At 63.9% G+C, this 23,084-nt stretch carries 24 protein-coding genes; 7 read left to right on the forward strand and 17 right to left on the reverse strand.

Going from position 1 to position 23,084, the window contains the following annotated elements; genetic code table 11:
- Positions 1–80: 80 nt before the first annotated feature.
- The 4 genes from NHF53_RS06945 to NHF53_RS06960 are packed head-to-tail and all read right to left on the reverse strand — an operon-like array spanning position 81 to position 4,379.
- Positions 81–392 carry a hypothetical protein gene (locus tag NHF53_RS06945; RefSeq protein WP_252833630.1) on the reverse strand — a complete coding sequence of 104 codons (312 nt, stop codon included), beginning with the start codon at positions 390–392 and terminating at the stop codon, positions 81–83.
- On the reverse strand, positions 389–1,591 hold the full coding sequence (locus NHF53_RS06950) for a glycosyltransferase family 4 protein (protein WP_252833631.1): 1,203 nt from the start codon (positions 1,589–1,591) through the stop codon (positions 389–391). Before NHF53_RS06950 ends, NHF53_RS06945 begins: the two co-directional genes overlap by 4 nt.
- Positions 1,588–2,826, reverse strand: a complete 1,239-nt coding sequence (locus NHF53_RS06955; RefSeq protein ID WP_252833632.1) for an O-antigen ligase — start codon at positions 2,824–2,826, stop codon at positions 1,588–1,590. The genes NHF53_RS06950 and NHF53_RS06955 overlap by 4 nt, the downstream gene beginning before the upstream one ends.
- Positions 2,823–4,379, reverse strand: coding sequence for an undecaprenyl-phosphate glucose phosphotransferase (locus NHF53_RS06960; RefSeq protein ID WP_252833633.1), 1,557 nt, complete (start codon positions 4,377–4,379; stop codon positions 2,823–2,825). The genes NHF53_RS06955 and NHF53_RS06960 overlap by 4 nt, the downstream gene beginning before the upstream one ends.
- A gap of 218 nt (positions 4,380–4,597) precedes the next feature.
- Between NHF53_RS06960 and ftsH the strand changes: the two genes are divergently transcribed.
- Entirely contained in the window at positions 4,598–6,421 is a 1,824-nt protein-coding gene (gene ftsH, locus NHF53_RS06965) for an ATP-dependent zinc metalloprotease FtsH (protein WP_252833634.1), read from the forward strand.
- Positions 6,422–6,433: 12 nt separating this feature from the next.
- On the opposite strand, the gene NHF53_RS06970 is transcribed toward ftsH, so the two are convergent.
- The gene (locus NHF53_RS06970) at positions 6,434–7,576 is read right to left on the reverse strand and encodes a glycosyltransferase family 4 protein (protein ID WP_252833635.1); all 1,143 of its coding nucleotides are present in this window, start codon (positions 7,574–7,576) and stop codon (positions 6,434–6,436) included.
- 3 nt (positions 7,577–7,579) lie between these two features.
- Positions 7,580–8,155 carry a polysaccharide biosynthesis/export family protein gene (locus tag NHF53_RS06975; protein WP_114362088.1) on the reverse strand — a complete coding sequence of 192 codons (576 nt, stop codon included), beginning with the start codon at positions 8,153–8,155 and terminating at the stop codon, positions 7,580–7,582.
- Between the two features lie 181 nt (positions 8,156–8,336).
- Between NHF53_RS06975 and NHF53_RS06980 the strand changes: the two genes are divergently transcribed.
- On the forward strand, positions 8,337–10,550 hold the full coding sequence (locus tag NHF53_RS06980; protein WP_252833636.1) for an exopolysaccharide transport family protein: 2,214 nt from the start codon (positions 8,337–8,339) through the stop codon (positions 10,548–10,550).
- Positions 10,551–10,574: 24 nt separating this feature from the next.
- On the opposite strand, the gene NHF53_RS06985 is transcribed toward NHF53_RS06980, so the two are convergent.
- Together NHF53_RS06985 and NHF53_RS06990 are read right to left on the reverse strand one after the other, a co-directional pair.
- Positions 10,575–11,753, reverse strand: coding sequence for a GNAT family N-acetyltransferase (locus NHF53_RS06985; RefSeq protein WP_252833637.1), 1,179 nt, complete (start codon positions 11,751–11,753; stop codon positions 10,575–10,577).
- A gap of 220 nt (positions 11,754–11,973) precedes the next feature.
- Positions 11,974–12,183, reverse strand: coding sequence for a DUF2842 domain-containing protein (locus NHF53_RS06990; RefSeq protein WP_112687064.1), 210 nt, complete (start codon positions 12,181–12,183; stop codon positions 11,974–11,976).
- Between the two features lie 141 nt (positions 12,184–12,324).
- Between NHF53_RS06990 and NHF53_RS06995 the strand changes: the two genes are divergently transcribed.
- Positions 12,325–13,428, forward strand: coding sequence for a COX15/CtaA family protein (locus NHF53_RS06995; RefSeq protein WP_252833638.1), 1,104 nt, complete (start codon positions 12,325–12,327; stop codon positions 13,426–13,428).
- An 18-nt stretch (positions 13,429–13,446) separates the two neighbouring features.
- Here NHF53_RS06995 and NHF53_RS07000 read toward each other — a convergent pair whose 3' ends face one another.
- From NHF53_RS07000 to NHF53_RS07030, 7 genes are all read right to left on the reverse strand, one after another.
- On the reverse strand, positions 13,447–14,274 hold the full coding sequence (locus NHF53_RS07000) for a class III extradiol ring-cleavage dioxygenase (RefSeq protein WP_252833639.1): 828 nt from the start codon (positions 14,272–14,274) through the stop codon (positions 13,447–13,449).
- Between the two features lie 152 nt (positions 14,275–14,426).
- The gene (locus NHF53_RS07005) at positions 14,427–14,816 is read right to left on the reverse strand and encodes a VOC family protein (RefSeq protein ID WP_114362094.1); all 390 of its coding nucleotides are present in this window, start codon (positions 14,814–14,816) and stop codon (positions 14,427–14,429) included.
- A gap of 40 nt (positions 14,817–14,856) precedes the next feature.
- Positions 14,857–15,789: an N-acetyl-gamma-glutamyl-phosphate reductase gene (gene argC / locus NHF53_RS07010; RefSeq protein WP_252833640.1), complete on the reverse strand. Its 933-nt coding sequence runs from the start codon at positions 15,787–15,789 to the stop codon at positions 14,857–14,859.
- 68 nt (positions 15,790–15,857) lie between these two features.
- Entirely contained in the window at positions 15,858–16,811 is a 954-nt protein-coding gene (speB, locus tag NHF53_RS07015) for an agmatinase (protein WP_252833641.1), read from the reverse strand.
- A 150-nt stretch (positions 16,812–16,961) separates the two neighbouring features.
- The gene (gene rpsI / locus NHF53_RS07020) at positions 16,962–17,429 is read right to left on the reverse strand and encodes a 30S ribosomal protein S9 (protein ID WP_112687074.1); all 468 of its coding nucleotides are present in this window, start codon (positions 17,427–17,429) and stop codon (positions 16,962–16,964) included.
- Positions 17,430–17,431: 2 nt separating this feature from the next.
- Positions 17,432–17,896: a 50S ribosomal protein L13 gene (rplM, locus tag NHF53_RS07025; protein ID WP_112687076.1), complete on the reverse strand. Its 465-nt coding sequence runs from the start codon at positions 17,894–17,896 to the stop codon at positions 17,432–17,434.
- Between the two features lie 245 nt (positions 17,897–18,141).
- Positions 18,142–18,594 (reverse strand): PaaI family thioesterase, encoded by a 453-nt coding sequence (locus tag NHF53_RS07030; protein WP_252833642.1) that lies wholly within the window; start codon positions 18,592–18,594, stop codon positions 18,142–18,144.
- Between the two features lie 104 nt (positions 18,595–18,698).
- Here NHF53_RS07030 and NHF53_RS07035 point away from each other — a divergent pair, with 104 nt between their 5' ends.
- Positions 18,699–19,529, forward strand: coding sequence for an enoyl-CoA hydratase (locus NHF53_RS07035; RefSeq protein ID WP_252833643.1), 831 nt, complete (start codon positions 18,699–18,701; stop codon positions 19,527–19,529).
- 195 nt (positions 19,530–19,724) lie between these two features.
- Positions 19,725–20,156, forward strand: a complete 432-nt coding sequence (locus NHF53_RS07040; protein WP_252833644.1) for a VOC family protein — start codon at positions 19,725–19,727, stop codon at positions 20,154–20,156.
- A gap of 101 nt (positions 20,157–20,257) precedes the next feature.
- On the opposite strand, the gene NHF53_RS07045 is transcribed toward NHF53_RS07040, so the two are convergent.
- The gene (locus NHF53_RS07045) at positions 20,258–20,611 is read right to left on the reverse strand and encodes a hypothetical protein (RefSeq protein ID WP_252833645.1); all 354 of its coding nucleotides are present in this window, start codon (positions 20,609–20,611) and stop codon (positions 20,258–20,260) included.
- A gap of 130 nt (positions 20,612–20,741) precedes the next feature.
- On the opposite strand from NHF53_RS07045, the gene NHF53_RS07050 reads away from it, so the two are divergent.
- Positions 20,742–21,170 (forward strand): CoA-binding protein, encoded by a 429-nt coding sequence (locus tag NHF53_RS07050; RefSeq protein WP_252833646.1) that lies wholly within the window; start codon positions 20,742–20,744, stop codon positions 21,168–21,170.
- On the opposite strand, the gene NHF53_RS07055 is transcribed toward NHF53_RS07050, so the two are convergent.
- Positions 21,167–21,595, reverse strand: coding sequence for a DUF6455 family protein (locus NHF53_RS07055; RefSeq protein WP_114362103.1), 429 nt, complete (start codon positions 21,593–21,595; stop codon positions 21,167–21,169). The genes NHF53_RS07050 and NHF53_RS07055 overlap by 4 nt on opposite strands.
- A gap of 164 nt (positions 21,596–21,759) precedes the next feature.
- Between NHF53_RS07055 and NHF53_RS07060 the strand changes: the two genes are divergently transcribed.
- Complete coding sequence (locus NHF53_RS07060) at positions 21,760–23,043, forward strand: O-acetylhomoserine aminocarboxypropyltransferase (RefSeq protein ID WP_252833647.1); 1,284 nt, start codon at positions 21,760–21,762, stop codon at positions 23,041–23,043.
- Positions 23,044–23,084 lie beyond the last annotated feature (41 nt).

A 23,084-nucleotide genomic window follows, 5' to 3' on the forward strand; every position in this document is an offset into this window, starting at 1 on the left:
CGGGAAAGCGTTTTCCGCAGCCGTGCGGCGACGATCCGAGCCCTTGATGGCCGATCGTCGACGGTGGACGAGCGGTGTCGTCAGTCGTCGTTGCTGGCGTTGAGCTTTTCCGGCGGCATGCCTTCGTCGCCGGGTTCGCGTTTCGTCAGGCGAACCCCTTCACCACCCATCGCGCAGTCGCCGTCGGCGAGGAAGGTGACGCCGAAGCGTTGGAGTGCGCCGTGCAATGCCTCGAGGGCCGCTGCATCGACGGCCTTGCCCGGGACCTGTGATTCGCATTGCAGGATGACGAAAGCGGAGACACCGCTTTCCGCCGACAGCTCATCGACACTGATACCGAGAAGCGCCCTTGCGGCGCGGACTTGTGCAGGCGAGATCGTGTTCGTCATCATGATGCAGTATATGCTCCCGCGTTCTCCAAAATCAAACCGGCAGGTCGCGCGACGAGTTCCCGGTAGACCGACAGGGTCTGGTTTACCATCACGTCCAGCCCGTAGCGGCCGGCGCGGTCCTCTGCATTCGCGGTCAGTCTCGCGCGCGTGGACGCATCGCCGAGCCATGTCATGGCCGCGGCCAGTTCCGTCGGGTCGTCGTCATTGCCGACGAGGATACCGTTGACGCCGTCCTCGAGCACCGTCGTCACGCCGCCGACCTCTGTGAGGATCAGCGGTTTGCCTGCGGTCGCCGCCTCCAGCATGACATAGGACATCGCCTCGTACCGGCTCGGCATCACGAGCGCGTCGAAGGCCTGGATCGCTTCATTTCCGGGAAGCTCGGAGGTGAGGCGGATGCGATCGGAAAAGTCTGATGCGGCGATCTGCCGGCGCAGCTCGGCTTCCATCTCGCCGGAACCGATCATCAGCAGGAACGCCTGCGGCATTCGCGCAGCGATGCGGGCGAAGGCGGCAACCAGCCGTTCCGGTGCCTTTTGCGGCTGCAGTCGGCCGACGAAACCGAAGACCACGGCATCCTCGGAAATCCCCCAGCCGGCGCGCAGTTCGGCGCGACGGTTCGACGGGATCGGTGCGACGCCGTTGACGACGACGCGCAGCTTGTCGGGCGGGATGCCGAGCGAGATCGCGTGATCGTACTCGCTGTTCGAAACACAGATGACGCGGTCGCTGAGATGGCGGCCGAGAAAGCGTTCGACGGCGCCATAGACGAGCCGGCCCTTGCCGCCCAGCGTCGGGTCCATGGTGCGGAAGGCATGCGGCGTATAGACCCGCGGCGTGTGGCGTCCGGGCAGCCTCAATCGGGTGAGGGCGCCCGCCTTCGAACTGTGGCCGTGGATGATGTCGAAGGGACCTTCGCGGCCGATGATCTCCCGCAGGCGCCACCAGGCGACCGCGTCCCAGGGGCCGACGGCGCGCTGCATCGGAAGGGCGATGACCCGGTGAAGGTTGCGGGAGAGGAGGTCTTCGACGAAGCGGGGCTCCGCGCGCACCGGCGAATAGACAGCGGTCACCGCGTGGCCGCGGGTGGCGAGGCCGCCGCAGAGATCGATGACATGGCGGCCCGATCCGCCGCCGCTCGGCTCCAGCACCTGCAGCAGGGAGAGGGGAGCGTTCGCCGGGTTGGGTGTGGGGCTCACAGCATCCGCCTTCCGAGGCTCCTCTGGTGGCGCCGTTCGAGCGCTCCGCATCCCCAGACGATACCGAGCAGCAGGTAAAAGTGGCGCCAGTGATCGATGTCGATGACGTTGCCGATTGCCGCATGGCCGATGATGGTGATCCACGCGATCATGAGATAGGGTTGCCAGGGGCGATCGCGCAGCAGGAAGCGGAAGCCGATCCGCAACGTCCAGATCATGAGGAAGACGAAGCTGACGAAGCCGAGCCAGCCGTAGCTCGTCAGTGTCTTCAGCCAGATATTGTGCTCGTCCTCCGGAAAGATCGTGCTGAAGACCATCGGACCGATGCCGAGCGGCCGCTCCATGGACATCAGGAAGCCGAGGCGATGGCGCTCGAAGCGCCCGAGATGGCCGCTGTCGTATTCCTGGATGCCGGTGCGGCTGAGGAAGAGGTCACGGACCTGCTCCACCTGAAGCGCGATCGCGAGGGCAACCACCAGCACGACGACGGCCGCGAGCGTCAGGACCAGAATTTTCAGGCGGAATGCGCCGGTGCGCTCCTTGAGGAGCAGGACGAAGACCAGGGCGACGGCGGAGAAAAGGAAGAGGGCCCAGGCGGCACGGGAGAAAGACAGGAACACACCGAGCGCAACCACCAGCAGGCCGGCGACCTTGAAGGGCGCGTCGATGAGGCGGCCGGTCAGAAGGCCGTGGATCAGGTAGAGCGAAGGGGCGATCAGGAACGGACCGAAGACGTTCGGGTCCTGGAAGGCGCCCATGGCGCGGTCGTAGCGGGTGAAGACCTCGGCGCCCGGAAAGGCGTGGAAATAGCCGAGGATGCCGAGCATCGACGTGACGATCGCCGCGACCACCCAGGCATCGAAGATCAGCTTGAGCCGCCGCGCGTCGTCCTCGATGGCGGCGGCATAGAACACCGCGGTGAGGGCGAGAAAGGTCGAAACGGCGAGGTACATGGGACCGTCGCCGAGGTCCTGCATGACCGTCAGCGAGAGGATGCCGCCGACGTTGAAGACGAGGAGCAGCGCGAGCAGCGGCGCGGTTCCGCGCGAAATCTTCAGGCCGAAGAGGAACCAGAGGGCGATCTGACCGACCATCCACAGTTCATACGGTGCCGGTTCGGAGATGACGAAGCCCGAGAGGAACACGCCGGCGGCGAGGCTTGCCGTCCCGATCAGCGACACGATCGCTGCGGAGGACGGCGCGCTACGACCGGAAAGGACGTGGTTCGCACTCAATAGGCGTTCTCCGTGTTGAAAAGCCGGATGGGTGTGAGAAACAGGATTTTCAGGTCGAAAAGCAGCGACCAGTTCTCGATGTAATAGAGATCATAGGTGGTGCGCAGCTTGATCTTCTCGTCCGTGTCGACCTCGCCGCGCAGGCCGTTGATCTGCGCCCATCCGGTGACGCCGGGTTTGACGCGATGACGGGCGAAATAGCCTTCGACGATCTCGGAATACTTGCGCTCGTGAGTCTGCGCGAGCACCGCATGCGGGCGCGGTCCGACGAGCGAAAGATCGCCGCGCAGGGCGTTGAAGAACTGCGGCAGCTCGTCGATCGAGGATTTGCGCAGGAACCGTCCGACGGGGGTCACACGCGGGTCGTTCTTGGTGACCGCGCGCTTGGCGGTCGGATCGTTCATTTCCGTGTACATGGAACGGAACTTCAGGACCCGGATGATTTCGTTGTTGAAGCCGTGCCGCTCCTGGATGAAGAAGACCGGCCCCTTGGAGGTCGCCTTGATCGCGACGGCGGCGGCGATCATCACCGGCCAGAGGACGGCGAGCGCGAGCAGGCTGAAGACAATGTCGAAGATGCGCTTGGCGACCGAATCCCAGTCGCGGATCGGCTTGTCCATGATGTCGAGCATCGGAACCGCGCCGACATGCGAATAGGCGCGCGGGCGGAAGCGCAGGCTGTTCGAATGGGCAGCGAGGCGGATGTCGACCGGCAGCACCCAGAGCTTGCGCAGGAGATGCAGGATGCGTTCCTCGGCGCTGAGCGGCAGGGAGATGATCAGCATGTCGATCCGGGCGAGGCGGGCGAATTCGACGAGTTCGGCGAAGGTGCCGAGCTTCGGATAGCCTGCGACCACCGTCGGCGACCGGGCGGTGCCGCGATCGTCGAAGATGCCGCAGATGCGGATGTCGTTGTCCGGCTGCATCTCGAGCGCGCGGATCAGGTCCTTGGCCGGCTGGCCGCCGCCGACGATGACCGCGCGACGTTCCATCACGCCGTTGCGTGCCCAGCGGCGTATCTGGAAACCGAACAGCACACGCTCCAGCAGCAGGAAGGCGCTACCGATCCCGAACCAGACGGTTAGCCAGCCGCGGGACGCGAACGCATGATCACCTGCGAGGAACAGGACGAGCGCCGCGAAGACAGCTGCCGCCGTCCAGGACCCCCAGATGCGCAGCACGGATCGCAGAGGCGCCCTGAGGGCAGGCACCTGGTAGCAGTCGGCGATCTGCATCATCAGGATGGTCGCGCCGGAGGCGAGAACCGCAACGGCGAGGTCGACCCAAAGGGCAGGCGAGGAGGCATCCGCGAGGAAATAGAAGGCACCCAGGCCGAGCGCCAGGAGACAGAGGAACTCGAAGAGCCTCATCTGTCCGATGATGATCGCGGGAGAATAATTACCTTCGCTCAAATGGTCGGCGACCTGCCTCGCAAGAGCGTTGATCTTGCCGCCCTCCTGCGGGGGGGTGGTGGCATCGCCGCCACTGCCCTGCGTGATCTTGCGGCGCAGTCTGTCGATGTCGAATTGCTCGTGCTTTTCCATCTGGTTCATCGCCGGATTGCCCCCCGTCGACGTTATTCTGACAGGAAGGTCCTAAGAATCCTTTAGGGGCTTGCGCACTGTCCCATTCCGGTACGTTCCGGGGGGCTGTCGCTGTGACAGTCTAACCCCACAGCGAAAGGGAAATTTGACTCCGATCAACGAACCATGACACGGATCATGTCTGACATGACTTGCTCGAGCGACAGGACGAAGAGAAAGTGGCGGCCATGGATAAGAAGCACGCGTTCAACATCGGCTATTTCCTGTTTGTCTTCACGCTCCTGCTGGCGTTCCAGGCCTGGCTCGGTTACCGGGACTATGCGCAGCTCTCCTACAGCGAGATGATGCAGATGGCCCAGGACGGCCGGATCGCCTCGGTGACACTGACGGAGACGAGGATCGAAGGAGAGTTCAAGGAGCCGCAGAACAACAAGAAGTACTTCATCGCCAACCGTGTCGATCCGCAACTTGCGGCAATCTTCGAGAAAGCCGGCGTCAAGGTTTCCGGGGCGACGGACAGCAACTGGCTGACGACGCTGCTCTCCTGGATCCTCCCCGTCGTCGTCTTTTTCACGCTCTGGTCGTTCTTCTTCCGCGGCATCGCCGAGCGGCAGGGCATGGGCGGGCTCATCAACATCGGCAAGTCGCGGGCGAAAATCTATCTGGAGCGCAAGACCGGCGTCACCTTCGATGACGTCGCAGGCATCGACGAGGCGGAAGCCGAGCTCCAGGAAATCGTCTCGTTCCTCAAGGACAAGGACCGCTACGGACGGCTCGGGGCGCGCATCCCGAAGGGTATTCTCCTGGTCGGGCCGCCCGGCACCGGCAAGACGCTGATGGCGCGCGCGGTCGCGGGCGAGGCGGGCGTTCCGTTTTTCTCGATCTCCGGCTCGGAATTCGTGGAAATGTTCGTCGGTGTCGGCGCGGCGCGCGTGCGCGACCTCTTCGAACAAGCCCGCGCCGCCGCCCCATGCATCATCTTCATCGATGAACTCGACGCGCTGGGACGGGCGAGAAATTCCTTCGGCGGCTTCGGCGGCAATGACGAGAAGGAGCAGACGCTGAACCAGCTGCTCGCCGAGCTCGACGGCTTCGATCCACGCGTCGGCATCGTCCTGCTTGCGGCGACGAACCGGCCCGAAATCCTCGATCCGGCGCTGATGCGCGCCGGCCGTTTCGACCGCCAGGTGGTGATCGACCGCCCGGACAGGAAGGGCCGCGAGGCGATCCTCAAAGTTCACATGAAGGGCGTCCTGATCGACCAGAATGTCGATGTCGACGATATCGCCGGCCTGACGCCGGGCTTCACCGGTGCGGATCTCGCCAATCTCATCAACGAGGCGGCGATCGTCGCCACACGCCGCGGTGCGGCCAAGGTCGCCATGGAGGACTTCGTCGCCGCCGTCGAGCGGATCATCGCCGGCTCGGAGCGCCGCAGCCGCATCCTCAACCCCGAGGAGCGCGAGCGCGTCGCCTATCACGAGATGGGCCATGCGCTGGTCGCCGCGTCGCTCAAACGCGCCGATCCGGTGCAGAAGGTGTCGATCATTCCCCGTTCGATCGGCGCTCTCGGCTACACCCTGCAGCGGCCGACCGAGGATCGCTTCCTGATCACCACCGGCGAACTCAAGGAGCGCATGGTGGCGCTGCTCGCGGGCCGTGCGGCGGAAGACCTGATTTTCGGTGAGATATCGACAGGGGCGGCCGACGATCTCGCCAAGGTGACCGACATCGCCCGCGAGATCGTCACCCGTTTCGGGATGGACGAATCGGTCGGGCAGGCCGTGCTGGAGCCGCAACGAATGCAGTGGCTGGACGACAATCAATTCCGCATGCGGCCCAAGGACTATTCGGAGGCAACCGCGCGTGAGATCGACCTTGCCATCCGCACGATGATCGAGAAGGCCTATGCCGAGGCGAAGCGCATTCTCGAAGCGAGGATCGACCGGTTGCGCGAGGGCGCGACGCTGCTGCTCGAGAAGGAAACCCTGACGCCGGACGATTACCCGCCGCTCGTCAAGGAGGTCGTTCCGGCAAAAGCCGGGAGCTGAGGCGGTTTCCGTTCAGATCGCCGAAAGCTGCTCGCGGTAGAACGAGAGCATCTTCTCGGCCATGACGGAGGCGGAGAATTTTGCCTTGAATGCGACGGGGTCGGGCATCACGGTTTTCGCCCATCCGGGTGTGGTGAGCGCCTTCGCCATCACGCGCGCGAGATCGGCTGCGTCGCCGCGCTCGGCCAGCGCCTCGCTTTCGGCACCGAGAACTTCCGGGATGCCGCCCACGCGCGAGGCGATGAGCGTCTTTCCGGCGGCCAGCGTCTCTAGCACGATATAGGGCATCGATTCCGCCCGCGAAGGCACCACGACCAGATCCGAGGTCGCGAAGGCGTCCTTGATCGGCATCGCCGGCAGGAGGCCGACGCGACGTCCGAGCCCCTGCTGCACCAGCGTGGTCTCGTATCTGTCCCGATCCGGTCCGTCGCCGATGACGAGGGCGGAGAGCGGGCGTCCGACCAGCCGCTCCGTGCGGGCGAAGGCGTCGATGAAGATGTCGGGCCCTTTCAGGTCGCGTAGCATGCCGACATAGATGCAGTCGACGCTGTCGGAGCGGGTCGGGATCTGCTCGAAATCGGTGTCGCTGATCCCGTTGTGGATCGTTCGCCAGTCGCAGCGAGGCTTGCCGACCTTCTTCTCGTAGGTCCGGTGTTCGAAGTCGCAGACGAAGATCAGCGCATCGCCGAAGCGCTCGAGCAGCCGTTCGAGCGCGAAGATGCCCCGTCCGGAGAAGGTCGCCTGCTCGTAGTGCAGGCTGCCGCCGTGGGGCGTATAGAAGCGGGCGACGCGATACCTTCGGACCCGCAGGGCTGAGCCGACGATGCGGACCAGGGCGCCGCCTTTGGCGCCGTGGCCGTGCAGGATGTCAGGCTGCAAGCTCTTTATTTCTTTGTAGCTGTTGCGGATGGTGGCGAGATCGCCGAAGCCGACCGAACGGCGGATGGGAATGCGTGTAAGGCCGAGGGCGAGGAATGGCCGGATCTGTTCGAAAAGCCGCTCTTCGTGCTCGTTGCCGGTCAGACTGTCGCAGACGATGCCGACCTGATGGCCGGCGCGGCTGTGCTGCTCTGCGAGGTCGCGCACGTGGCGGAAGATTCCGCCCACGGGTGATCGGAAGCAGTGGACGATGCGGAGCGGCGAACCTTCAGGCATGGATCAAAAGAGCCGTTCTCGCACATAGACGGTGTCGCCCGCGAGGACAGGATCGGTGATCGGCACGCGGCCGGTCATGATCTCGCCGTTGACGTTGCGCGTGATATCGACATCTCTCTGGTTAGCTCTGGCCGAGAAGCCTCCGGCGACGGCGACGGCATTCTGAACCGTCATGCCCGGCACGTAGGAGTACTGGCCCGGCTGTCCGACCTCGCCCATGATGAAGATGGACCGGTAGCGGTCGATCTCGATGCTGACGTCGGGATCGCGCAGGTAGCCCTGGCGGAGCTTCTGGGCGATCGTGCCTTCGAGCTGCGCGAGGGTCGAGCCGCGAGCGGCGACCTGTCCGATGAGGGGGAAGGCGATGTAGCCCGCCTGGTCGACGGTATAGGTGTTGGTGAGGGTATCCTGCTCGAAGACCGTTATTCTCAGGCGGTCGCCACTACCGAGGCGATAGGCGCCGATCGTCGATTCATGGAAGGCCTTCGGCGCAGGCTGGTAGCTGCCGCAGCCCGCAAGCGCCGCCAACGTCATCGCGACGACGAAATACATGATCCGCTTTATGACAGCCACTTCCATTGCGCCGTTTGCGCTCCCGAGTCGGTACCTCTGAACTTGCTCTGTTATCCTTCGGTTAGGGTTAATGGCGGGTAAAGAAGCCGTGGCAGAAAGAGGCCCGGGAGAACGGTGGGGCCGCCGGTTAACCCTTGCGTTACCATAGTCGTTTACGTTTGGCCGAAATCCGGACCGGGAGTGCAGTATGTCGAGCGTAGGCAACAGTCGTCAGGACGAGGATATCGATCTTGCCCAGTTGTTCCGTGCCGTCTGGCAGCGGAAGGGGCGGATTCTTGCCGCGACCGCGCTTGCCGCGGGGCTCGCATTCGTCGGCGCGAACGCCATCTCTCCGCGGTATCAGGCCGAAACACGCATCCTCATCGAGGCGCGGGAACCGAACTTCATGGGGCAGGGCGCCAACAGCGCCGACCTGCAGCCGCTGCTCGACGAACTGAATATCGCGAGCCAGGTGCAGATGCTGCGCTCGGTCGATCTCATCAAGCAGGTCGCGCGCGACCTGAAGCTCTACGAACGCGAGGAGTTCGACCCGGTGGCCAGTCCCTCGGCCATGGACGAGCTTCTGATCCTGCTGGGATTGAAGAAGAACCCGCTGGAACGCGCGCCGGAGGACCGTGTCGTCGACACGTTCCTTGAGAAACTCTCCGTCTACCAGGTCGAGCGTTCGCGCGTGATCGCCGTCGCCTTCACCTCCAAGGACCCCGAGCTCGCGGCGGCGATCCCGAACGCGATGGTCGATGTGTACCTGTCCCTGCAGCGCGGCGCCAAGCTCGACTCGAATTCGCAGGCCGCCCGCTGGCTCGAACCCGAAATCGCCAACCTTCGCGAGAAGGTGAAGGAGGCGGAGCAGAAAGTCGCGGACTATCGCGCCGCCCACGACATCGTGCAGACGTCCGACACCGGGACATTTTCGGGCCAGCAGTTGAACGACATTTCGGCCGAACTCGCGCGCGTCCGCAGCGAAATGGCGGACGCGGAGGCCAAGGCAGAGAACGTCCGCGCGGCACTGGCCGCCGGTCGCCCCGCCGACATGATCGACGCAGTCGTCAGCAATGCGACGATCCAGCGTCTGAAGGAAAGTGAGGCCGGCGTCCGCGCGCAGATCTCCGAGCTTTCGATCACGCTGCTCGACGGCCATCCGCGGATCAAGGCCTTGCGGGCGCAGCTCGCGGGCATCCGCCAGCAGATCGCCTCGGAGACAGCGAACGTCGCCGCAAGCCTCAAGAACGACGCAAGCGTTGCCCGGCTGCGCGAGAAACAGCTCGTCGCCAAGCTCAACATGCTGAAGGCCGATTATGCCCAGGCCGATTCGAACGAGGTCGGCCTTCGCGAGCTCGAACGCGAGGCGGCCGCGCAGCGGCAGCTTCTCGAAACTTACCTCTCGCGCTACCGCGAGGCGACCACCCGTCTGGAAAGCGCGGCGAGCCCCGCGGATGCGCGCGTGATCTCGAAGGCGAGCGAACCGATCGAACCCGATTTCCCGAAGGTGATCCCGATCACCATCGTCGCGGCACTTGCCGTTCTGGTGCTGAGTGTCGTTATCGTCATGCTGACGGAGCTCTTCAGCGGCCGCGCCTTCAAGCCGGCCGACGGCAATGGCAATGGCCCGGACGGGGGCCGCGACCGTGAGCGGTTGCCGGAGCGCGAGCACGACCGCTACGACGAGCCTCAGACGGTGCGTCCCCGCCGGGATTTGCCCGCCAATCTGCTGTCGGTCGCACCCGACAAGGCCCTGACCGCCGAGATGGAAGAGGTGCTCGATCTGCCTTCGGCCGCGGCGGCCGCAGCCCCTGCCGTGGACGACAAGGATGAATTCTCGATCGAGTCCGTAGCAGGCTACCTCGTGACGAGCGGCGTGCGGACCGCGCTCGCCATCTCGCCGACGGGTGACGACGGGTCGACCGCGACCGTCATGCTGGCCCGCGAAATTGCCGAAGGCGGCCGTCACGTGGTGCTGATCGACATGACCGGGTCCGGCTGCCCGACGACGCTGATGGCGTCGCGCAAGGACCTGCCGGGCATCACCGACCTCCTCTCGGGAACGGCCGCCTTCGGCGACACGATCCACCCCGACCGGCTCTCCTCCGCCCATATCGTCCCAAAGGGCAACTCCGATATCCGCCGCGCCATGCGCGGCGCCGACCGGCTTTCGATGATCACCGACGCGCTGGCCGAGGCCTACGACCTCGTCATCGTCGAATGCGGTCCGGCGAATGCCGAAGGCGTGGCGCGGCTCAGCCGCAACCATCGCTACGAGATCATCCTTTCGGCGCCACGGCCGGACATGAAGGACCTCGCCGCCATCATGGACGAGTTCGAAAAGGTCGGTTACGCGGATCTGGTCCTGATGACGGCAGGAGGATTGCAGAGCCGGGACGAGCGCAAACGCAGCGCCGCCTGACCCGAGCGGCGATTGCCGACCGCGTCACTCGCTTGCTTCGTTTGTCGGTTCCCTGTCTGCGCGGGCGCGAAAGCGCTGAATGAAGGCGTAGAGCCCCGGGTGGCGCTTGATGGCCGCCTTCGTCCTCGTTACCAGCTGAAGTCCCGCCGCGGCGATGCGACCCTTGCCGGAGATCGGCAGCAGGACGTCGCGCTGCACCGTCTCGATCGTGCACCAGCGGCGCTTGTAGCACTGGTCGCCGACCCCGAAATCGAAGATCGCAGCACCTTCGTCGATCACCTTCTCGATCATCAGGAAGAAGAGCAGTTCGCCGGGACTGGTGTCCGGGACCAGACGCTCGTCGATCGAGCCGAACTGGCAGATCACGTGGTCGTTCTTGCGCGAAAGACCTGCAATCGCGGCGATCTTGCCCTCGTTTTCGCCGTTGAGGCGGATCGCGTGCAGTTGCAGCGGGGTGTCGCAGCCGTTCGGCGCGACCTGTAACAGGTTGCGGAAAAAAGCCTGGATCTCGTCGGGCCGGAAGACGTTCGGAAGGCCCTGTGCCTCGAAACGAATAGCCTTCTGGCGGAAGAAAAGGTCGATCAGTGTCGCCTTCTCCGCAGAGGTCGCGGCGACGACGTGTTCGAAGCCGCCATGCGCTTCCATCTTGCGGCACTGGTTGCGATACATCTTGCGGCGGCGCTTGGCATTCAGTTGGCGTATCGTCGCTTCCATGTCCGCGGCGAGCGCCAGCTGAAAGGCATGGTTCTGGTTCTCGACCGACGGCAGCGCCGCAAACGGATGGCGCTCTCCCCGCCAGTCGAATGGCATGTTCTGCAGCCAGACCAGATCGGCACGCCCGCTGAGCGCTCGAACGATCGCGTGCGCTACAGATCGGGCGACTTGCGGACTGCAGCGATCACGGAAGGCGGGCATGAAAAGCCCGTTGTTGATGTTGTTGAACGGTCCGGCGATATAGCGCGCGATGCGGACGGAGCGCGCGGTGACGATCTCGAGCGGGAGGATGAAGTACGTCTCGCCCGCGATCGAGCCGCGCACGACGGCGAGTGGATGGCCGTGGCTGCGTGCCCAGGCATCGCACCAGTCATAGCCCTGGTGAAGCGAGGTAAAGGAATCACGCTGCAGGCGCCGCCATTCGCTTTCCAGCGGCTCCATGCGGTCGAAGATTTCGATTTTCACATCCTCGGCGACGCCGATAGTCATGGTCCTGTCGGCCCCCACAGCCCTCGGTTTCCCCGGCGACAGAGGTTCGGCAGCCATACGGTGGTTGTCAAGGATCGAGGTCTGCAAGGGTTTCTCCGACGCGGAAAATTCGTGCCGAACGTTAGTCCTTCGCAGCCGTACAAACACTTAAGCGTATGGCGCGATCCGCAACTTCCGCGGAACGCGGTTAGCGAGTGGTAACTTGACGTGGTGGAAAGGGCTATTTCCGGACGGGACCTGCCATCCACTTGATGATCAGCATGGCCGGGAGCACCCAGAGAAGGCCCGAAAGCAGGAAATAGAGGAAGTGGACCCACCAGGGCGAGGTGGCAAGCAGCGCCGAGGCGATCGTGGTGGCGACCAGCGCGTAGAGAATGACGAGGCAGATGATCAGGATCGTCCCGATGAATGAACGCAGTTTCGCAGGCATCGTCACTTGTCCTCTGTTCCGGATGCGTCCGCCGGCGGGGTGTTTGGTCACGAATGCCGGAGCGGTCGGCCGTCGCCACCATCCGGGGCTTGTTTTGCACGGGGAACTCGGGCAAATCAACAGCCGATGAGAGGAAGCGATATGGCAAGCACGACCAATCCTGTTGAAGCAAGTGTGCTCGAGACGATCGAGCGGGGAGAGAGGAACCGCCGGGCGATCCGCATCTGGCTGGCCTTCGTGCTCTTTGCGCTGTTCTGTCTGGTGCTTGTCGGCGGCGCGACGCGGCTCACCGATTCGGGCCTCTCGATCACCGAATGGAAGCCGATCCACGGCGTCGTCCCGCCGCTCAATGCCGAGCAGTGGGAGGAGGAATTCCGCCTCTACCAGCGGATCCCCGAGTATGCGCAGATCAACAAGGACATGACGGTCGAGGAGTTCAAGCGGATATTCTGGTGGGAATGGGCGCACCGGCTGATCGCCCGCGGCATCGGCGTGATCTTCGCTGTTCCGTTGTTCTTCTTCTGGGTGACCGGCCGCATCGAGCGGCGGCTCAAGGGTCCGCTCCTCGGCATCCTCGCTCTCGGGGCCTTCCAGGGCTTCATAGGCTGGTGGATGGTCTCGTCCGGGCTCGCCGAGCGCGTCGACGTCAGCCAGTACCGGCTGGCGACCCATCTCGTGATGGCCTGTCTGATCTTCTCGTCCTGCATGTGGATCATGCGTGGGCTGGCGCCGCATTCGAACGACGAGCCGCCGACGGAGAGCTCCCGCACCTGGGCCGCGGCGATTGCCGTCCTCGCGCTCTTCCAGATCTATTTGGGAGCACTGGTCGCCGGTCTCGACGCCGGGCTCACCTACAACACCTGGCCGCTGATGGATGGCGCGATCATTCCCGGCGACCTCTTCATCCAGCAGCCCGCCTGGATCAATCTCTTCGAAAACCCGAAGACGGTGCAGTTCGTCCACCGGATCGGCGCCTATGTGCTCTTCGCCGCCGCGCTCATGCATATGATCGGATCGCTGCGGGCGGCACCGGAAACGACCCACGCCCGGCGCTCGGTCGTGCTCTTCCTGCTGGTCACCGTCCAGGCAGCCTTGGGTATCACGACACTGCTCACGCAGGTTCAGCTCCATGCCGCGCTCACCCATCAGGCGGGCGCGCTGATCGTGCTCGGCTTTGCGGTCGCGCACTGGAGGGGCTTCGTCGGCGCGTACCCGCCGGAAGTGGCGATCGCCGTCCGTGACTGACGCCCGCCTGCTCCTGAATTAGCCGAAGCGGTAGCCCGAATAGGGCTTGCCGCGGAACTCTCCCCGGAACACGTGACGGCCGGCATCCGCACCGGCCGCGCCGACTGCGACGAACAGCGGAACCAGGTGGTCGTGGTCGGGAACATGGCAGGCAAGCGCGTCCGGGTTGCGGTCCCAGGTCGCAAGCCGCGCCATCCTCTCGCCGGGGTCGGCAATGCCCACAGTCTCGCTCAGCCAGTCGTCAAACCGGATTGCCTGCTGCCTGTGCTCCGGTGTGTCGCGGAAGAACATCCGCATGTTGTGGTAGCTCATGCCGGAGGCGAGGATCAGGACGCCTTCGTCGCGCAGCGGCTCCAGCGCCTTGCCGATCGCCACATGGCTCTCGACGTCGAGCGTGTTCTTCAGCGAAATCATCACCACCGGCACGTCCGCATCGGGATAGGCGACCATCAGTGGCACGAAGACGCCGTGGTCGAAGCCGCGGGTCGCGTCCTCTGCGGCCGGAATGCCCGCCTTCTCGAGAAGGGCCTTCGCGCGGCGCGCCACCTCGGGGGAACCGGGGGCCGGGTAACTCAGGCGATAGGTTTCTTCCGGAAAGCCGGAATAGTCATAGAGCATTCCGGGCCGGGCCGCCGTGGAGACGGTCGGAACCGGCTCCCTCTCCCAATGGCCGGAGACGACGAGAATGGCCTTCGGACGGCGGCCGATCTCGGCATCGAACCCCTTCAGGAAGGCGTCGAGATCGCCCCAGGGCTTCTTGCCGTCGGGACCCGCCGGAAAATCCATGAACGGCCAGGGGCCGCCGCCGTGGGGGATGAAATAGACCGGAAAACGTTCGTTGCTCATGTCGTGCCTCATCTGTTGTTCAACAGATATAGCGATCGGCCCGCCGCGTGACGATGTGTCGTTGCGGCGACGAATTGTTCGACGTTTTCGAACGTAGAACCCGCCGTGCCGGGTCAGGAAATGAACAGTGGCGAGACGAACGGCTCGGGCGGTTACGCCGGCGCGTGACAAACCGCCTCGATGTTGTGGCCGTCGGGATCGAGCACGAAGGCGGCGTAGTAGTCCGGATGGTAATGCGGCCGTAATCCGGGTCCGCCATTGTCCCGCGCCCCGGCCGCCATGGCTGCCGCATAGAAGGCATCGACCGCCGCGCGGTTCGGCGCGGCGAAGGCGATGTGGACCTGTCCCGTGCTGCGCCCGCCGGTCCCGATCCAGAAGGACGGCTTGCCGGCGGAACCGTAGCCGGCGCCCTCGTAGGTCCCGTCGGTCTCCTCCGCCGTCACCGCCATGATGCAGGAGGCCCCGATCGACGGCATCACCGCGTCGTAGAAGGCCTTTGACTTCGGATAGTCCGAAACGGAAAGTCCGACATGGTCGAGCATCGTAGACTCCTTTTCGTCGTTGCGATGCCCGCCGCCGGGATCAGGCCGAGAGCATCAAGTCCATGTTCTGCACGGCAGCTCCCGAAGCGCCCTTGCCGAGATTGTCGAGCAGGGCGACGAGGTTGACATGCGCACCGCCTGCGGTGCCGAAGACGAAGAGCTTCATCGTATCCTGCCCGACCAGTTCCTCGGCGTCGACGCGGGCAAGTGCCGCACTCTCCTCGAGGGAAACGACACTGACGATGTCCTGGCCGGCATAATGCGCGACGAGGGCGGCGTGGATCGCTTCGATTGTCGTCCCTTCCTTCAGGCCGTCGATGAAGAGCGGCACCTGGACGATCATGCCCTGGGCAAAGCGGCCGACGGAAGGCGAGAAGAGGGGCGCGCGGTCGAGAAGGCCGTGTACCTTCATCTCCGGTACGTGCTTGTGCTTCAGCGTCAGCCCGTAGAGAAAATTGTTGGCGGTGATCGCGTCGGGACGGCTCTGGTCTTCCATCTGGGCGATCATCTGCTTGCCGCCGCCGGTGTACCCGGACACGGCATTCACCGTCACCGGATAGCCGTCCGGCAGGATGCCGGCAGCCCTCAGCGGACGAATAAGGCCGATGGCGCCGGTCGGATAGCAGCCGGGATTGGAGACATAGCGGGCGGAGCGGATCTTCTCCTTCTGCGCCCTGTCCATCTCGGCAAAGCCGTAGGCCCAGTCCGGATGGACCCGGAAGGCGGTCGAGGCGTCGAGGAGCCGCACGTTGTTGTTCGCTGCCGTCATTTCATAGGCTTGCTTGGAGGCGTCGTCCGGCAGGCACAGAATCGCGATGTCGGCGCTGTTCAGCAGGTCCTCGCGCATCTTCTCATTGCGCCGCTCCGACTCCGGGATCGACAGCAGCTCGATGTCGCGACGAGCGGCCAAGCGCGTGCGGATCTGCAGACCCGTGGTGCCGTGTTCGCCGTCGATGAAGATCTTCGCTGCCATTTTTCCTGTCCTGTCAGTGCTTTGGATAAGAGTTCGGACTCTGTTTCTGAGTGTGTTGAATCAATGTGTCAGGCGCGTGTCGCAAGCTTTTCCGCGCGCAGTCCGAGCATATACATCGCAACCGTTGCGCCAGCAATTGCGGTGATGTCGGCGTGGTCGTAAGCCGGCGCCACCTCGACGATGTCCGAGCCGCGGATGTCGAGGGCGCCGAGCTTGCGCAGCACCGAGAGCATCTTCGCCGACGAAGGCCCGCCGGCGACCGGCGTGCCCGTTCCGGGCGCATAGGCAGGGTCGAGGCAATCGATGTCGAAGGTAACGTAGCAGGGACGGTCGCCGACATGGGCGAGGATTGTGTCGGCGATCGCCTGGGCGCCCATGTCCTCCACTTCCCATCCGTGGATGATCCGGATGCCGAAATCCTCCGGTGCATGGGTACGGATGCCGATCTGGATCGAACGGGCCGGATCGATCACGCCCTCGCGCACCGCGCGACAGACGAAGGAGCCGTGGTCTATCCGCTTGCCGTCGTCGTCCCACGTGTCCTGGTGGGCGTCGAAGTGGACGAGCGCCAGCGGCCCGTATTTCGCGGCGTGCGCCTTCAGGAGCGGCCAGGTGACGAAATGGTCGCCGCCGAGCCCGAGCAGATAGGCGCCCGAGGCGATAATCTTCGCGGCTTCCTTCTCGATCAGGCCGGGCGTCTTCTGGTGATTGCCATAATCGAGCAGGACATCGCCGTAGTCGATCACGGCCATCTGCTCGAAGAGATCGCGTGCGAAGGGATATTGCGGATCGTTGTCGAAGATGGCGGAAGCCCGGCGGATCGCCTGCGGCCCGAAGCGAGCGCCCGGACGGTTGGAGACGGCGGCATCGAAGGGAATGCCGAGCACGACCGCGTCGACACCCTTCAGCGTCTTGGAATACTTCCGCCGCATGAAGGAGAGGGCCCCGGCATAGGTCGGGTCGGTGGCCGCGCCGCGAATGGTTCTGGCGGTGAAGGCGTTGTCGATGGATTTGCTGACCATGGAGTCTCTCGAGGGGGCGTTGCAGTACGCTTCGGATATTAGGGGCGGGAGGAGCGAATGCCAGAGGTTTCTTCCGGCGGCCGCAGGCCGCACAAACGAAAAAGGCGGAGCCGAAGCCCCGCCTTGATTTCCGTTTCCGGTTTCCCGCGATTAACGCTTGGAGAACTGGAACGAACGACGGGCCTTGGCCTTGCCGTACTTCTTGCGTTCGACGACGCGGCTGTCGCGGGTCAGGAAGCCGCCCTTCTTCAGGACCGAGCGCAGGCCCGGCTCGAAGTAGGTCAGCGCCTTGGAGATGCCGTGACGAACGGCACCGGCCTGGCCGGAAAGACCGCCGCCGGTAACGGTGGCGACGACGTCGAACTGACCGGTGCGGGCAGCGGCGACGATCGGCTGCTGCAGGATCATCTGCAGGACCGGACGGGCGAAATAGGTGCCGAAGTCACGACCGTTGACGGTGATCTTGCCGGTGCCCGGCTTGACCCATACGCGGGCGATCGCGTTCTTGCGCTTGCCGGTCGCGTAGGAGCGGCCGAGCGAATCGACCTTGCGGACGTGAACCGGAGCGGATGCTTCCTGGGTCGTGCCGAGGTCCTTCAGGGAAGAGAGATCAGCCATTATCAGGCGCTCCTTACGTTCTTGCTGTTCAGCTTGGCCACGTCGAGAGCGACCGGCTGCTGCGCTTCATGGGGATGGTTGGAGCCGGCGTAGACGCGCAGGTTCTTCATCTGGCGACGGCCAAGCGGGCCACGCGGGATCATGCGTTCGACGGCCTTTTCGAGGACGCGTTCCGGGAAACGGCCTTCGAGGATGGCGCGAGCGGTACGTTCCTTGATGCCGCCCGGGTAACCGGTGTGCCAGTAGTACTTCTTGTCGGAGTACTTCTTGCCGGTGAAGACGACCTTGTCGGCATTGATGACGATGACGTTGTCGCCGTCGTCAACGTGGGGGGTGTAGGTGGCCTTGTGCTTGCCACGCAGGCGCATGGCGATAAGGGTGGCGAGACGACCGACAACGAGGCCTTCGGCATCGATGAGGATCCACTTCTTCTCCACCTCTGCAGGCTTCTGAACGAAAGTAGACATCTTTCTTCACTTTCCGTTTTGGAACCCCTCCACGCGAACCGCGTCAGGGGCGTTTCTTGTTGCTTGGTTTCGCGGACCCGAAGGCCACGAAAAAGAATGCAGCCCGGAAGGGCCGCAGACTGCGCAGGCTTATACTGTGGCGGTCGGAAGCGGTCAAGACAGTCGTTTCTGCCGACCTTAGAATTATACGTGTGAAATCAATGAATTACATATGTGGTAAAATGATACCGCATTATTTCGCACCGTTATGCGGTCGAATGCGGCGTCAGGGTCTCCCTGGGGGGGATCGAATAGGTGGCCGTCGCCTGGGCGATCAGCGTCTCCGGGTCGCCCTGATGGAGGAGGGCGTCGACCACGGCGAGCCGCTTGCCGAGCTTCAGGATACGGCAATCGCAGGTGATCGGCTCCGGCTTCGGTAGCCGGAGGAAATTGATGTTGAGGCTCGTCGTGACGGCGAGCGCCACAGGTCCGATATGGGCGAGGATCGCCACATAGGCGGCGACGTCGGCGAGCGCAAACATCGACGGGCCGGAGACGGTTCCACCCGGACGCAGGTGGCGGTCGGTCGGGTCGAACCGCATCGTGGCGCTGCCGGGCGCAATTGCGGTGACGGTGAAGACACGCCCGTCCGTATGGATCTGCGGGAAGTCCGTCTCCAGGAAGGCGGAGATTTCCTCGACGGTCATGACAGGCTGCATGGCGGGCTCCGTCCGGTTCTGCTGCGGTCAAAGATGCACTGGTGCGCCGGCGCGCTTTTATGGCAGGCTTCGGCGACGATGCAAACACGACGAAGGGAGAGGTCATGTCCGAGGTTGTGCCGTTGAGGAGAGATGGGGGAGAGGAGCGGCGTGGGCCGGTTCTCGCCGATTTTGCCGATGGGGTCCTGCGTCTGACGCTCAGCAATCCGCCGGCGAACGTCCTCTCGATCGCCCTCATGGAGGCCTTGGCCGCGGAACTAGACAAGGCCGCCGCCGAGAAGACCGTGCGCGTCGTGGTGATCGCTGCCGCCGGCAAGCTCTTTTCTGCCGGCCACGACCTCAAGGAAATGACCGCCCATCGCAGCGATCCAGACCGCGGCCGTGATTTCTTCGACAGGACAATGCGCCTGTGCGCCGCCCTGATGCTGAAAATCACCCATCTGCCGAAGCCGGTCATCGCCGAAATCGACGGACTGGCGACCGCAGCCGGCTGCCAGCTCGTCGCCTCGTGCGATCTTGCCGTCTGCACGGACACGTCGCGGTTCTGCACGCCGGGCGTCAACATCGGCCTCTTCTGTTCGACGCCGATGGTCGCCGTCAGCCGCGCCGCTCATCGCAAGCAGGCGATGGAGATGCTGCTGACCGGCGAGACGATCGACGCCTCGACCGCCAAGGATTTCGGCCTCGTCAACCGGGTCGTGCCGAAAGAGTATCTCGGGCAGGTCGTCGCAAAATATGCCGCCGTCATTGCCTCGAAATCACCGCTTACTCTGAAGATCGGCAAGGAGGCCTTCTACCGCCAGATCGAGATGCCGCTCGAAGAGGCCTACGACTATACCGCACGGGTGATGGTGGAAAATATGCTCGCCCGGGACGCCGAGGAGGGGATCGGGGCATTTCTCGACAAGCGCCATCCGGAATGGAAAGGGGAATAGCGACGTTGCAAAACAGGCACGTCCGCAGCGACGCCATCGCGCCGCATCGCCTGAAAGGTTGTTCGAAATTGATTACTGTCAAAAACTGTCGGATTTTGCGCGCTTACACATAAGAATTACCTAATGTGACTGTGAACGAACGGAATACATAGGGAGAACGAAGTATACTTCGTATCCTGTGAAATGGAGAGTGTCATGACGTTGGAACGGCGCATTTCGATCGTTACCCTGGGCGTCGAGGATCTGGGGCGCAGCACCGCCTTCTACGAGAGACTCGGTTGGGTGCGCTCGCCGGCCTCGCAGGAGGCCATCACTTTCATAAAGCTCAAGGGAGCCGTGCTGGCGCTCTTCTCGCGGGAGGCGCTGGCGGCGGATGCAGGCGTTCCGGCCGGCGTCGGCGGTTTTTCCGGCGTGACGTTGGCGCAGAACGTCGAAAGCCCGGCGGAAGTCGACCGGATCGTCGATTTCGCCGTCTCCTGTGGCGCCAGCCTGGTCAAATCGCCCCGAAAGGTCTTCTGGGGCGGTTATTCGGGCTACTTCGCCGATCCGGACGGCCATCTCTGGGAAGTGGCGCATAATCCCTTCTTCCCTCTCGACGAAGAGGGGAACCTTGTTCTGCCTGGATGACGGCCGGCCCCCGGGTCCGCCTCGGGGGCCGCACCCGCATGTGACGCCCGCACCGTCGGTACGCAGTGTCACATGAAGCTGCCCAACATGCCGTCGGGCGTTCAGAGGAGCCCGTGGGTCGGATCGTTCGGCTGCTGATCCCTTTGCTGCTGCTCGCGCATCTGCTCCCGGTCGGGCTTGCAGGTCAGGACCCGACAGAACCGCAGATCGCGGCTCGGGACACTGACGCGGTCGGTGATCTCGCCCGGTCGGCAGAACTGGCGGCTGGAGACATAGGTGTCGTAAAGCATGTGACCGCGCAGACGCTCCGACGGATAGGTTAGAATGACGGCTCCGTGGGCGCGAATGGTCTCCTGGACCTGCGCACAGGTCATCTTGGTGGAGGTATACTTGGGCAGCGCGAAGGCCGAAGTGGCCAGGGCGACGAGTGGAATGGCAAGCAACAGCGGTCTCATCTTCGTCTTCCTTTCAGGCGTTCGATTCTCGTCATGCGTTGTCTTGAATTACAGTGCCCAACAATTGCTATTGTAGTTTAGAAAGCAAGAATAAGCTAATAAAAAAGAGAAAGAAAGGAACCGCGAACTCATGAACCACGACCGGTATGACGACACCTACATCTCCGATATCCTGACCAGGACACGGACCATCGCACTTCTCGGCGCATCTCCGAACGCGGCGCGGCCGAGCTACGGTGTCATGCGCTTCCTGCTTTCCAGGGGCTACAAGGTCATTCCCGTCAACCCGGGGCAGGCGGGCAAGGAAATCCTCGGTCAGCCCGTTGTCGGACGGCTCGCCGAAATCGAGGAGCCGCTCGACATGATCGATGTCTTTCGCGCCGCCGAGTATCTCGATGCCGTCGTCGACGAGGTGCTTCAGATGAAGCCGCTGCCCAAGGTCCTGTGGGGGCAGCTTTCCGTTCGTGACGATGCCGCAGCCGGGAGGGCCGAGGCCGCCGGGATCAAGGTCGTCATGGACCGTTGCCCGGCGATCGAGATTCCCCGCCTCGGCCTCTAGTGCAGGCGAACCTCGGGGATCGCCCTCAGCACGTTGAGATCGTCGGAATTGCTGCAATAGTCGACGAACTCGGTCGGCGCCGTTCCGTCCTTGAGGTCGGCGCGGCACTGGCGCTTGGCATGGCATCGCGAACAATTGATCTGCATATCGCGGAAGAGGGCGCGGAAGCGAAGCTCGACCTCGGTCGGGTCGACGAGCAGTGCCCGCATCATCTCCGGCATCTCGTCGGCCGCGTGAGGCCCGGCCTTGGCGAGTTCGACGAGCTGTTCGGGCGATATGCCGCAGTCATGGGCGATGTCGCTGATCGTCTTCTCGTCGAGCGCGGCGATCATTTCCGCTTCGCTCGCGCCTTCCCAGCCTCTCGTAATCCATTCGACGATCCGGGCGATCGGCCCGCGGGAATGGTCGTTCGTTATCTGGCCCATGGCAAACCTCCATCGTTTGATGAGATGATCTGCCGCGACGGGGGAGTTGCATTGATTTCGATCAATATTCGTCGATTGTGCCGCCTTGCGGGAAAGAGGAAATCGCGATTAACTCGCGCCGGCAGCCGTTAAGACAGACTGGATTCCAGAAAAGGGAGGCTCGAATGCCTGACAGAAACCCGGGATTTTCGACTTTGGCGGTGCATGCGGGAGCGCAGCCGGATCCTGCGACCGGCGCCCGTGTCACCCCCATCTACCAGACGACGGCCTACGTCTTCAACGACGCGGACCATGCGGCAGCGCTCTTCGGGCTGAAGCAGTTCGGCAACATCTACACCCGGATCATGAACCCCACCCAGGCGGTTCTCGAAGAGAGAGTCGCCGCGCTCGAAGGCGGAACCGCGGCCCTGGCGGTCGCCTCCGGCCACGCCGCGCAGATGCTCGTCTTCCACACGATCATGCAGCCGGGTGACAACTTCGTCGCGGCGAAGAAGCTCTACGGCGGTTCGATCAACCAGTTCGGCCACGCCTTCAAGAGCTTCGGCTGGCAGGTCCGCTGGGCCGATACCGCTGATCCGGAAAGCTTCGAGGCGGAGATCGACGACCGCACGCGGGCGATATTCATCGAGAGCCTCGCCAATCCCGGCGGCACCTTCGTCGACATCGCGGCCATCGCCGAAGTCGCCCGCAAGCACGGCCTGCCGCTGATCGTCGACAACACCATGGCGACGCCGTATCTCCTGCGGCCGCTCGAGCACGGTGCGGACATCGTCGTCCACTCGGCGACGAAATTCCTCGGCGGCCACGGCAATTCCATGGGCGGCATCATCGTCGATGGCGGCACGTTCGACTGGTCGAAGTCCGGCAACTATCCGGCTCTGTCGGCGCCGCGGACCGAATACGGCGGTGTGGTTCTGCACCAGGCCTTCGGCAATTTCGCCTTTGCGATCGCCTGCCGCGTGCTCGGCCTGCGCGATCTCGGCCCGGCGATTGCACCGATGAACGCCTTCCTGATCCTGACCGGCATCGAAACGCTGCCGCTGCGCATGCAGCGCCATTGCGACAACGCGCTGAAGGTCGCGACCTGGCTGAAGCAGCATCCCAAGGTCGCCTGGGTGAGCTACGCCGGTCTCGGGACCGACCCGAACCACGCCCTGCAGCAGCGCTATTCGCCGAAGGGCGCCGGCGCCGTCTTCACCTTCGGCGTGAAGGGCGGCTATGCCGCCGGCAAGGCACTGGTCGAAGGGCTGCAGCTCTTCTCCCACCTCGCCAACATCGGCGACACCCGCTCGCTGGTCATCCATCCGGCTTCCACGACACACGCCCAGCTCACCGAGGCGCAGCAGATCGCCGCCGGTGCCGGGCCGGACGTGGTGCGGCTCTCGATCGGTATCGAGGACGCGGCCGATATCATCGCGGACCTCGAGCAGTCGCTCGCCAAGGTTTGACAGGCAGCAGGAAACGCCGTGTCCGGAGGGGCGCGGCGAAG

The sequence above is a fragment of the Ciceribacter sp. RN22 genome (assembly GCF_024054295.1).
Lineage (GTDB): Bacteria > Pseudomonadota > Alphaproteobacteria > Rhizobiales > Rhizobiaceae > Allorhizobium > Allorhizobium lividum.